This window comes from Amycolatopsis dendrobii, from assembly GCF_014145675.1.
Lineage (GTDB): Bacteria > Actinomycetota > Actinomycetes > Mycobacteriales > Pseudonocardiaceae > Amycolatopsis > Amycolatopsis dendrobii.
In genome coordinates, this window is the sequence record NZ_JACGZW010000001.1 from 708,503 (window position 1) to 720,105 (window position 11,603).

The 11,603-nt window shown below is 69.8% G+C and carries 12 protein-coding genes; all 12 read right to left on the reverse strand.

Features of this window, described 5'->3' with window-relative positions; translation table 11 throughout:
- Positions 1-5 precede the first annotated feature (5 nt).
- The 12 genes from H4281_RS03215 to H4281_RS03270 all read right to left on the reverse strand — a co-directional run bounded on the left by H4281_RS03215 (position 6) and on the right by H4281_RS03270 (position 11,603).
- Positions 6-2,036 (reverse strand): hydantoinase/oxoprolinase family protein, encoded by a 2,031-nt coding sequence (locus H4281_RS03215; RefSeq protein WP_182889340.1) that lies wholly within the window; start codon positions 2,034-2,036, stop codon positions 6-8.
- Between the two features lie 15 nt (positions 2,037-2,051).
- Complete coding sequence (locus tag H4281_RS03220; protein ID WP_182889341.1) at positions 2,052-2,261, reverse strand: hypothetical protein; 210 nt, start codon at positions 2,259-2,261, stop codon at positions 2,052-2,054.
- Between the two features lie 206 nt (positions 2,262-2,467).
- On the reverse strand, positions 2,468-2,734 hold the full coding sequence (locus tag H4281_RS03225) for a hypothetical protein (protein ID WP_182889342.1): 267 nt from the start codon (positions 2,732-2,734) through the stop codon (positions 2,468-2,470).
- 176 nt (positions 2,735-2,910) lie between these two features.
- Positions 2,911-4,269: an aldehyde dehydrogenase gene (locus tag H4281_RS03230; protein ID WP_182889343.1), complete on the reverse strand. Its 1,359-nt coding sequence runs from the start codon at positions 4,267-4,269 to the stop codon at positions 2,911-2,913.
- The gene (locus H4281_RS03235) at positions 4,266-5,681 is read right to left on the reverse strand and encodes an MmgE/PrpD family protein (protein WP_182889344.1); all 1,416 of its coding nucleotides are present in this window, start codon (positions 5,679-5,681) and stop codon (positions 4,266-4,268) included. Before H4281_RS03235 ends, H4281_RS03230 begins: the two co-directional genes overlap by 4 nt.
- 105 nt (positions 5,682-5,786) lie before the next feature.
- The gene (locus H4281_RS03240) at positions 5,787-7,241 is read right to left on the reverse strand and encodes a helix-turn-helix domain-containing protein (RefSeq protein ID WP_182889345.1); all 1,455 of its coding nucleotides are present in this window, start codon (positions 7,239-7,241) and stop codon (positions 5,787-5,789) included.
- 52 nt (positions 7,242-7,293) lie between these two features.
- A complete protein-coding gene (locus H4281_RS03245; RefSeq protein ID WP_182889346.1) occupies positions 7,294-7,794 on the reverse strand; it encodes an SDR family NAD(P)-dependent oxidoreductase in 501 nt (166 codons plus the stop codon).
- Positions 7,795-7,813: 19 nt separating this feature from the next.
- Positions 7,814-8,155, reverse strand: a complete 342-nt coding sequence (locus tag H4281_RS03250; protein ID WP_182889347.1) for a hypothetical protein — start codon at positions 8,153-8,155, stop codon at positions 7,814-7,816.
- A gap of 54 nt (positions 8,156-8,209) precedes the next feature.
- Positions 8,210-9,013 (reverse strand): SDR family NAD(P)-dependent oxidoreductase, encoded by an 804-nt coding sequence (locus H4281_RS03255; RefSeq protein WP_182889348.1) that lies wholly within the window; start codon positions 9,011-9,013, stop codon positions 8,210-8,212.
- A 13-nt stretch (positions 9,014-9,026) separates the two neighbouring features.
- On the reverse strand, positions 9,027-9,746 hold the full coding sequence (locus tag H4281_RS03260; RefSeq protein WP_182889349.1) for a hypothetical protein: 720 nt from the start codon (positions 9,744-9,746) through the stop codon (positions 9,027-9,029).
- 28 nt (positions 9,747-9,774) lie between these two features.
- Positions 9,775-11,337, reverse strand: coding sequence for a class I adenylate-forming enzyme family protein (locus tag H4281_RS03265; RefSeq protein WP_182889350.1), 1,563 nt, complete (start codon positions 11,335-11,337; stop codon positions 9,775-9,777).
- Between the two features lie 5 nt (positions 11,338-11,342).
- Entirely contained in the window at positions 11,343-11,603 is a 261-nt protein-coding gene (locus H4281_RS03270; RefSeq protein ID WP_182889351.1) for a hypothetical protein, read from the reverse strand.

Genomic DNA, 11,603 nt, shown 5'->3' on the forward strand with positions numbered 1-11,603 from the left:
GGCGCTCACTTCTTCCGGATGACGAGCTCGCCGTAGCGGCCGACGACCAGGTGCTGGCCGGCGCCGACGTGAGTCGTGGACAGTCCTTCGTGGACGATCGCCGGGCCGTCGAACTCGTCGCCCGCCCGGAGCGCGGTGCGGTCGTACACCGGCGCTTCCTGGCCTTCGGCCCCTTCGCCCAGGTACCGCAGGATCGTGGTGCGAACCGGAGCGAGCGGCTCGTCCTCGGCGCGCGCGGGCAGCTGCGGGTACTCGACCTTCGGCGTGTCCAGCACCGCGCGGACCCGGAACGTGACGCCCTCGACCGGGACCATCTCGAAGCGGTTGCCCGAACGTTCCTGGTAGGTGTCGTGGAACGACACGATCATCGCCGCGACCGCCGACTCGTCGAGGGTCCCGTCCGGGACGGGCACGAACGGCGTGTCCCAGCTCTGGCCGACCAGGTGCCCGTCGTAGCTGCGCTCGAAAGTCACCGAGGCGTCCGCGCTCAGCCGCTCGCGAAGCTGCGCCTCCATCTCGGTGAACAGCGTGTCGATCCGCTCCGCGACGTCCGGCGTGAGCACGGTGTAGGCGCTGCGGTTCACGGTGAACACCTGATCCGCCGAGAGCAGGCCCAGCGCGGAGAACAAACCCGGGTTCGGCGGCACGACGACCTGCTTGCAGTGCACCGCATCCATGGCCGCGGGCAGCAGCATCGGCCCGGCGGCGCCGTACGCGATCAGGCTGTAGTCGCGCGGGTCGACGCCGTTTTTGATCGCCACGTTGAACACGCCCTCGGCGATGTTGTGCACCGCCATCTCGTACGCGTACCGGACGCGCTGGGCGAGGCTGAAGTCCGATTCGAGGTTCTCGAACGCCTGGCGGGCCAGAGCCGGGTCCAGGGCCAGCTCGCCGCCGGCGAAGGTGCCCGGGTCGATGATGCCGATCAGCAGGCAAGTGTCCGTTGTGGTCGGCTGCGTGCCGCCGCGGCCGTAGCAGGCCGGGCCGGGCGTCGAACCGGCACTGCCGGGACCCACCTGGATCTCGCCGGTGGCGCCGATCGTCACCAGGCTCCCGCCCCCGGCCCCGATCGCGCTGACGTCGTTCGCCAACGCGTTCACGACGAGGTCGTGCTCCAGTTCGAAGGTCGTGTCCACGAACGGCTCGCCGCCGGTGACGACGCTGATGTCGCACGACGTGCCGCCGACGTCCGCGCACAGCAGCTGCGATTCCCCGATCAGCGAGCCGAAATGCGCGCTGGCGACGGTGCCCGCCGCCGGTCCGGAGAACACGATGCGGAACGGCTGTTCCATCGCCCGGTGCGACGGCACCAGGGTCGCCGCGCAGTCGGCGAAGTTCAGCTGCCCGGTGAACCCGAGTTCGGCCAGGCCCTTCTCCAGCCGCGCGGTGTAGTCGGCATAAATCAGCTTCATCAGCGCGTCGACCATCGTCGTCGAGGCCCGCGCGTACTCCTTTGCCAGCGGCGACACTTCGCTCGACAGCGAGCACGGCACGTCGCCGAGCACCTCGCGGACCAGTTCGCGCAGGCGGAGTTCGTGCGCCGGGTTCACGTAAGCGTTGATCAGGCAGATGGCCACCCCGGCCACGCCGCACTTGCGCAGCACCTCGAGTTCGGCCCGCGCCTGCGCTTCGTCCAATTCGAACAGGACATCGCCCGAAGCGGTGAGCCGTTCCCGGATTCCCCGGCGCAGGTACCGCGGCACCAGCGGCCGTGCGGCGTCGCCGAAGCTTCGCCGCCAGCCCGGGTCCAAAATGGCCTCCGCGGGCCGCCACACCCGGCCCATGTCCAGGATGTCGCGATGCCCCTCGGTGGCGAGAAACCCGATCTTCGGCACGTCGCGGGTGATCACCGCGTTCAGCCCGTGCGTGCTGGCGTGGTTGAACACCGGGGCGCCCGCGACGCCGAGCAGCGCGGCGCCCTCGAGCACCGGACGGGTCACGTCGGTGTAGTCGGTGGAGACCTTCGCGGTGCGGATTTCCCCGTCTTGCAGGGCGACCACGTCGGTGAAGGTGCCGCCCACGTCGACTGCGATCATCGTTGATCCTTTTCGCTACAGGAGGTCGGAGAGCAGCTGGACCGGCCCGAGGCGCGGGCCGCGGTCCCGGCTGGCTGAGAACAGGCACGCCTGGCACTTCACGACGTCGAACCAGCCGCCCTCGGAATTCACCGGATAGCGGGACAATTCGGCGGCGCCGCAGCGCGGGCAGTTTCCCTCGACAGGTTCCCGCTCGAGGGAGGGCGGGGTCGGTTCCTGGCTCATCTCGGCACAACTCCGTCGTTGGCTGATCCGGCCGGCGCTGGTGCGCCGCCGCTCCTCGAACGGTAAGCCGGACGAGACCGGGGCAACAGCCGCTCACCGCACGGTCGAGTCCGCAAAACGAAGGACAGCGAACGTGCCGGGGCCCGAAATGGTCACGGGCGGTGCGGCAGCCTCTTCGGCCGTCGCACCGCCCGTTGCTCTTTGTTTCAGGCCGCCTCGCCGACAACGCCCAACACCGCGGCGCCGGCCGGGGTGAGGCGCGCGCGCACCCGCTTGCCGAGTTCCGCAGGTCCGGTTTGGACGATCAGGCCCCGGCGGGCGAGCGCGTGCGCGGCGTACTGGTCGCAGCAAGGCACGCCGTCGATGAACATGTCCGGCTCGCTGCTGCAGGTGATCTCGGCCCGCCCGGCCGCCACGACCCGGAGGAGGGCCAGCGCCCGGCTGCTCAGTTCGGAATCCGTTCGAGGCGCCATCGCGCACCTCCTGAGGTAGATAATATTTTATATTATCCTTCGGTGGTGCAGGAAGTCAAGGCTCAGCGGCCCCGCAGCGCGAGCGAGACCGACAAATGTCCGTGAGGGGAACCTTGAGGGAATCAGATTTCCTCAAGGTTCCCCTCACGGACGACAAGCCCCGCGAACCGGCGGTGCTACGCGCGGAAGATCGTCTTGTATTCCAGGTACGCGTCCACGCTCTGCGGCCCGAGTTCCCGGCCGATCCCGCTGTTCTTCACCCCGCCGAACGGTGTCTCGATCGGCAGCGTGGACGTGTTCACCCCGACGCTTCCGGTCACGATCCGGCGAGCCACCTCGGTCGCGCGCTCGCGGTCCGGGGAGAACACTCCCCCGCCGAGGCCGTACTCCGAGTCGTTCGCGATGGCCACCGCTTCGTCCACCGTGCGGTACGGCATCACGGTGAGCACCGGGCCGAAGATCTCCTCGCGGGCGATGCGCATGTCGTTCGTGACCCCGCGGAAGATCGTCGGCGCCACGTAGTACCCGCGGTCGAACGGGCGGCCGCCGCCGAGCACCATCTCGGCGCCCTCTGCCTTGCCGAGTTCGATGTAGGACTCCACCCGCTCCCGCTGCGTCGCGTTCACCAGCGGGCCGAAGAACACCGCCGGGTCGAGCGGATCCCCTTGCGGGATCCCGGCCATCGTGTCCGCGAGCAGGTCAACGACCTCGTCGTAGCGCGATGCCGGAGCCAGCACCCGGGTCAGTGCCCGGCAGGTCTGCCCGGTGTTCGGCGAGCAGGCCGAAAGCACCAGCGGCCGGAACGCGTCGAGGTCGACGTCGTCGAGCAGGATGCCCGCCGATTTGCCGCCCAGCTCCAGCGTGACGTGCTTCAACTGCTTCGCGCACTCGGCGGCGATCGCCTTGCCCGCCACGGTCGAACCGGTGAACGCCACCTTGTGCACGCCAGGGTGCGCGACCAGCGCCGCGCCGGTCTCGCGTCCGCCGGTCACGATGTTCACGACACCCTCGGGGATTCCGGCCGCGGCAACGATTTCCGCGAAGACGAACGCGTCCAGCGAGGTCTCCGGCGCCGGTTTGATCACCGCGGTGCAGCCCGCCGCCAGAGCCGGGCCCAGCTTCCACGCGATGAGCGGCTGCGGGCCGTTCCACGGGGTGATGGCGCCGACCACGCCGACCGGTTCCCGCAGCACGATCGCGTCGCCGCTGGCCGTCTCGACGTGTTGCTCGACCGAGAGTTTCTCCGCCAGTGAAGCGAAGTACCGGTAGCAGACCGGCACCTGGCTCTGCATCGCGCGGGTGATGCTGATCGGAGTGCCGTTCTGCCGGGTGACCAGTTCCGAGATCTCGTCGGACCGCTTCTCGAATTCGTCGGCCAGAGCGCGCAAGTACCCGGCGCGCGTGGCTGGCGACAGAGCCGACCACGGGCCGAGGGCCGCATTGGCGGCGGACACGGCGGCATCGACGGCCGCCGCGTCGCTGTCCACAATGGACCCGATCACTTCCTCGGTGGCCGGGTTGACGACGTCGATCACGCCGCACCTCCGACCTGGTTCAGCAGCGCCGAGACGTCCTCGACATTCTGCAGATCGAAGACTGCCTGGACGATCGCATCCGGGTCGGCCACGACGCCCTCGACATTGTGCCGGAACTTCGCGACGAGTTCGTCGTCAGTCAGATACGTGGCCGGGTCGGGCGACGGGCTGCCCTTCGGGTAGGCCCGCTCGCCGCGGTAGGTGGTGCCGCGAGCCTCGACCTCGACCAGCGAACGGCGAGCGGCCGGGTTGTTCTTGAGCGCCTCCGTGTAGTCCGGGTGCGCCTTGAACTCGGCCTTCTTCGTCAGGTCGAGCACCGACGGGTCCAGCACCGCTTCCGGGGTCTGCCAGTCCTTGCCCGGCGGGATCCGGTGCGCGGCGAGGGCCAGGCCGTGCGTCATGCTGAACTGGGCGTCGCGCGGGTTGCGGATGGTTTCGTTCACCCACACCGGCTGCATGACGAAGCTCTCGCCGTACGCGGTGATCGCGTCGATCTCGTCCGGGCGGAGGTCGTTTGTTTCGACGATCTCGGTCAGCGCGTCGAACAGCGCGTGCATGACCCGGCAATGCGGATACGGCTTGAAGGACTGGAACGGCGTGAACGTCCACTCCGCGCCGAGGCCCGCGGTGATCGGCGCGGGTTCCCAGCGGGAGGTGCCGATGAAGCGCGGGAAGCCGTACTCGCGGTCGTCGAGCAGCTGCCGGTCGCCGGTGTGGCCGCGTTCGGCGAGGTTGGCGGCGGTGACCGCGGACAGCGCCATTCCTCCGGCGAGCTGGTATTTGATCGTTGTCGACGGGGCATGCATCATCCACGCGCGCTGGGTGTTGGTCGGCACGGTGGAGCCCATGATGCCGAGCGCGTCGGCCAGGGTTTCGCCGTCGAGGCCCTTCACGACGCCGACCGCGGCCGCGGCGCCGAAAAGCGTGCTGCTGTAACCGATGATGTCGGGGATGGTGACGACACCGTCCTTGATGTCGCGCAGGTAGTCGGTCGCGTTCCCGATCCGATACGACATTTCGTGCGCCACCGCGATCGCTTCGAGCAGCTTCGTGCCGGACACGCGCAGCGATTCCGCGGTGGCCAGCGCACCGGGCAGCACGTAGGGCGTGACGTGGCCGGGCGGGAGAACGGCGTCCTGGTCGAGCGCGTTGATCAGTTCGGCGTTGGCGAACGCGGCGGCGGGGACCGAAGTCTTGGTGCCGGTGCCGAGGATCGACGCCTGGCCGGCTGAGCCGCCGAGGTAGCGCGCGTAGTCGACGCCGCGCTGCGCTCCTTCGTCGCCGAGGGACGCCACCGCGCAGCCCAGCGAGTCGAGCAGGATGCGCTGGGATTCCCGGATCACCTCGTCGGGGAGTTCCCGGGCGTCCGCGCCCGCGGCGAATGCCGCGAGCTGGTCGATGATCGTCGCCATGCCTGCTCCTCGTTGATGTCAGGTCGGCCCGCCGCACCGCAGACCACATTAAATATATAATATCTAGCCGAGAACTCGCGTCAAGCAGGCGGGAAACCGCCGGAATCAGCGGATGCGCAACGCGTTCATCCGGTTGTACAGCGTCGAGCGGCTGATCCCGAGCGCCCGGGCGGCTTCGAGCTTGTTGCCGCCCGCCGCGGCGATGGCCGCGACGATCACCTCGCGCTCGGCCCGGTCGAACGGCGAGGCGAGCACCGATCCGTTCCGGTGCGAGGACGGAAGGTCGGCCGGGACGACGTCGCCGGTCGAACGCCGCTCCGCCACCGCACGGACCACCCGGCGCAGTTCGGCCAGATTCCCCGGCCACGGCTGAGCCGCCAACAACCGCAAGGACTCCGGCGTGAACCGGGCAGCGCACTCCTCGGTCAGCATTCGCTGTGCCAGCCGCGGAACCTCGTGGCGGCGGACGCGCAACGGGACCAGGTCCCGCCGCTCGCCGCAGCACGCCTCGATCGACGGATCGCGTTCCCCCGGGGTCGAGGTCAGCACCAGGTTCCGCCGCGACGTCCGCATCCGCGCCGCGACCAACGCGGCCAGCGGCTCCGACAGCAGCTGGACGTTTTCGACGATCAGGGCCGGACCGGCGCCGTCCAGCAGCCGGCTGGCCTGCTCGGCCCATTCGGCGTCGCCGACCCGGACCGTTTCCGCCCCGTCCAGCACCGCCGCCTGGTCTCCGGCGGCCGCCCGCGCGACGGTCGTCTTGCCCGTGCCCGGCTCCCCCGCCACCAGCAACGGCCATCGCACGGGGACCGCGGCGCGCGGACGGCGGGGACGCGGCTCGACGACGAGGTCGACCATCGTCCCCTCGGTGCCGTCCACCGGCGCCCAGGAAAGCCGCACCGGCTGGCCGGACGCCAACGTGATCCGCGCGTTCTCGCGGTCGTCCTCGATGCAGGCTTGCACCGCGGCGTGGTCGGCCGGCGCCAGCAGGTCGAGCGCGGGCTGGGTGGCCAGCACGAGGCCGTGCCCGACGACCAGCACCCGCCGGTCCCGCCGCCGGGCCGCGGACTGGAACGCGGCGAGCAGCCGCTGCTGCGCCTCCGCGGCGTCCGTGCGCAGCCTGCTCTCGATCTCCGTGACCAGATGGCGCACCAGCGCCGGGGCCAGCCGCTCGTCCCGGCTCACCGGCACCGCGAAGTCGAGCACGCCGGCGAGCCGCCGGGTGCCCGGATGGACGATCGGGTGCCCGAAGCAGGTGAAGCCGTGGAACGCGGGCATCGCGTGCTCGGCTCCGCGCAGCAGCAGGCTCCGGCGGGTTTCCAGCGGCGTGCCGATCGCGTTCACGCCGACCTCGTCCTCGCCCAGCCGCACGCCCAGCACCACTCCAAGGGAGGTGACCTCGCGCCCGAAAGCGCGCTCGCCGTAGCGGATGTCCACCACCTTGGCCCGGTGGTCGGCCAGCAGCACGGCGACCGAACTGCCCCGCAGCTCCGTCTGCACGCGGTCGAGCACCGGCCCCGCGGCGCGGGCCAGCGCGCCGCGGGTCAGCACCGCACTCATGCCACATAATATTTCATGTTTCCGTAAACCAGGTCAATGCGGCGGGCCCCGTTCAGTACAGGAGGCAGCCGCCGTCGACCGGAACCGTCACGCCGGTGACGAACGAAGCCGCGTCCGAGAGCAGCCACATCGCCGCCTGCGCCTGTTTGACCGGTTCGCTGCCGCGCCGCAGGGCGGGCGTCGCGGCGACGGTCTTCTCGTACTCCGGATTGAGCTTCAGGTACATCGGCGTCCGCGCGGTGGACGGGCCGATCGCGTTGACCCGGATGCCGTGCTCGCCGTACTCGGCCGCCAGCGGAATGCAGACGAACGACCCGACCGACGCCGCATCCACCATTGCCGCGACCTGGGCCTCGTCGGCGACGTCGGTGGTGACGAACTGGACCTCGCAGCCCTTGCCCGACAGTTCCTCCGCCAGCGCTTCGCCGGCTTCGGTGCTGATGTCCGCGATGGTCACCAGCGCGTCGTTTTCGGCGAAGAGCCGCGCGGCCGTTTCGCCGATTCCGCTGGCACCGCCGGTGACGATGATCGAGCGTCCCGAAATGGGGCTCATCGAAAGATCCGTTCCCACCTCAGACGGCGATGTCCATCTCGGGGCCGATGTACTCCTCGGCCGAGACCGCCTTGCCGTCCTTGACCGTCACCAGCTGGATCAGGTGCACCCGCGCGGCCGGCAGGGTGGCCGAGGTCTGCACGAAGAAACCCTTCTCGGTCAGGGTGTAGCGGGAGTTCTCGAACTCCGGCAGCCCGCCGCGTTCGTGGACGGCGTCGACTGCTTCCTTGACCGACATCCACTTGTCGTCGGCGCTGTGCCAGACCTTGCAGTCGTCCGCGCACAGCGTGTAGAAGAGATCGACGTCCGAAAGCGCGCGGATCCAGCCTTTGGCCAGTTCTTCATTGGTCTTCGTTGACATGCGGAGAACGCTAAGCGCCCGCTGACCGCGCGACTGTCCGGATACTTGGACATTTCAGCCGTCGAAGGCCACCGTCGAGGCGTCCACCGCCGCGCCGCCGCCGTCGGCGACCAGCACATGGCCGGTGACCATCGAGGCGTCGCCCGAGGCCAGGAACGCGCAGCAGGCCGCGATCTCCTCCGGCTCCGCGACCCGGCGCAGCGGAACGTGCGCCGCGCTCAGCGCGTAAGCCTCTTCCAGGCTGATGCCTTCGCGCTCGGCGAGGTGGGCCATGCTGCCCTCGGCGAGCGCGGTCCGGACGAACCCCGGGCACACCGCGTTGACGCGCACGCCTTTCGGCCCGTAATCGCGGGCGAGCCAGCGGGTCAGGCCGATGATCGCTGCTTTCGCCGCGGTGTAGCCCGCCGCTCCGGGCGGTCCGGCGATCAGTCCCGCGGTCGAGGCGAACAAGACCAGGGAGCCTTCGCTGGCCGCCAGGTGCGGGAGCACTTCGCCGGCCAGGTAAAAGCAGCCGTGCAGATTGACGTCGAGCGCCCGGTGGTACGAGTCGACGTGTTTGGGGTTCGCTCCCCCGCCGATCGCCGCGCCCTGGGTCGCGATCACCGTGTCCAGGCCGCCCAGTTCTTCGACCGCTCTCGCGACCAGGGCGTGGATGGCTTCGCGATCGGAGCCGTCGGCCGGGACAGCGAGCGCGCCTGTGTCGCTCGCGACCTTGGCCAGCCGCTCCTCGTTGATATCGGTGACGACCAGCTTGGCACCGCCTTCCGCGAGCCGTCGTGCGGTCGCCGAGCCGACCCCGCCCGCGGCGCCGGTGATCAGCGCGAGTTCCGGCTTCGCGCGCCGTGGTGGATAGCTCATGAACAACTCCCTGTCAGTTCGCGGCCGGGAAGAACGGGCTGACCGGTTTCAGGAACATCGCCGCGAACGGCGGGATCATGAAGTCCGGCAGCACCATTTCCCCGGAGATCAGCTGCCGCTTCACCTCAGCGCGGAAACCTTCGAGATCCCCGGCGACCTCGTAGATCGCGAGATGACCGAGATCCGGGGTTTCGACGCCGGGCAGCGGTTTGACGGCGGAGACCTCGAACCGTTGTGCGCGAAGCATTCCCGGCGCGGACATGATCTGCGGGATGTGCTCCTCGTCGTACCACTTCGCGAACGTCGCGTCGTCGCCGGTGTGGCGGCTCCACGCGAAGAACAGATGGCGGTTGTCCAGGTTTTCCTCCTTCGCGAACCGGTCGGACCGGAACGGCTCGCTCACCGCGTCGAGGAAAAGCGCCTGGAACGGCTGGTTCATGAAGTCCGGCAGCACCATCTCGCCGGAGATCAGCTTCCGCTTGACCTCCTCCCGGAACGGCTGCGGCGAACCCTCCGTCTCGTAGATCGCGAGGTGCCCGAAATCGAGCGCGCGCACACCCGGCAGCGGTTTGGTGTCCGCGAGCAGGAACCGTTGCGCTCCCACCATTCCCGGCACGTCCATCACCTGCGGGATGTGCTCCTCGTCGTACCACTTCGCGTAGGTGTCGTAGTCCGTGCTGTACGTGCTCCACGCGAAGAACAGGCTCCGGCTGTCGAAAGTCGGCACCGCCATGTGTTTTCTCCCTTGTGTCGCGCGGAATTCAGACCCGGCGTCGCAGGCCGGTCCACAATTTCTCGCGCAGGATCTGTTTCTGGATCTTCCCGGTGCCGGTTTTCGGCAGGTCCTCGACGAAGACCACCCTCTTCGGCACCTTGTAGCCGCCGAGCCGGGCCCGGCAATGCGCGAGCACTCCGTCGGCGGACACGGCGTTCCCGGGTTCCGCCGAGACGAACGCGGTGATCGCCTCGCCCCAGCGCTCGTCCGGAGCGCCGACCACGGCGACTTCCCGGATCCCGGGCAGTTCGGAGACGACGTTCTCGATCTCCCGCGGGTACACGTTGAACCCGCCGGTGATGATCATGTCCTTGCGCCGGTCGAGGATGAACAAGTACCCGTGCTCGTCGAGGCAGCCGACGTCGCCGGTGTGCACCCAGCCGTCCGCAAAGGTCTCGGCTGTCGCTTCCGGCTTCCGCCAGTACCCGGCGCTCACGTGTGCGCCGCGAGTACGGATCTCCCCGGTCGTCCCGCGCGGGACCGGCCGACGGTCCGCGTCCACGATCTCGACCTCGACGTGCGCGGTCACCCGGCCCGCGGAAGCCAGCCGGGGCAGACCGCGCTCGTTGAGCGTCTCGACGTGGTCCTCCGGACGAAGCGTCGCGATCGGCAGCTGGGCTTCGCTCGCACCGTAGAGCTGCTGCATCGCCTCGCCGAAGTACGCGCGGGCCTTGGCCGCCCGGTCCGGCTGGATCGCCGAACCCGCGTACGGCAGGATCCGGACGTTGCCGACCCGGCCGGACGGCTCTCCGCGCCTGGCGAGTTCCTCCAGCAGCATCGTGATCATCGTCGGGACCAGCGGCAGCACCGTCACCTCGCCGCCGGCCGCCGCGTCCGCGGCCTCGGCCGCGTCGAACTTCGGCGCGTAAATATTCAGCCCGCCGCTGGCGGTGACGACGTCGGCGATCCCGCCGCTGAAGTGGCTGATCGGCGCGGTGTGCAGGGCCGCGTCGCCCAGGCCGAGCGGCGGCAGGACCTCGCGGGCATTGCGCACGAGCGCGCCGACCGTCCGGTGCGGCACCCGCACGCCCTTCGGCAACCCGGTCGAACCCGAGGTGTAAAGCAGCCACGCGTCGTCCTCGGCGGCCGGCGGCGGCAGCTCCTCGTCGGTCCCGGACGCGACGAACTCCTCGAACGGGATACCCTCGGCGCCTTCGCCGAGCACGATGATCTCTTTGACCAGCGGCGGGATCCACGCCGTCCCGTGCTCAGCGAGCCACGCGCCGTCGACGAGCACGAACGCCGGTTCCGCGTCCGCGGCGATCTGCGCCAGTTCAGCGGGGTGCAGCCGGGGCAGCAGCCCCACGCGCACCCCGCCGCCGAGCACGAGCCCGTGGTACGCCTCGGCCCATTCACAGCTGTTCGGTCCGAGCAGCACCGCGCGGGTGCCGCGTTCCGCGCCCAGCGCCCGGAACGCTTGGGCGATCCGCCGGGCGCGGCTGCCGAGTTCGCGGTAAGTCAGCTCGCGCCGGGAGTCGCGGATCGCGGGCCGGTCGGCGAACTCGGCGTACGCCTGGGTGTACAGCCGGGCCAGTGGGGTCGGGGACATGCGCGTCACCCCAGCCGCGAGGGCGCCCAGTCGCGCGTCGGCGAGCGCCGCGCGGGCCAGTGGTCCTCGGGCTCCGGGCGGGTCACTGACAGGTGCGTGAAGCAGTCCTGGCACTTCACGACCATGCGCGGGCCGAGATAGTTGGCCACCGGGTACCGCTTGACGTCCGTGCTCCCGCACGACGGGCAGGTGGCGTCCACCGGGGTCCGCTCGACGGACACGCGCGGGGTTTCCGGACGGGGGAAGAGAAGGCGGTCGACAGACAT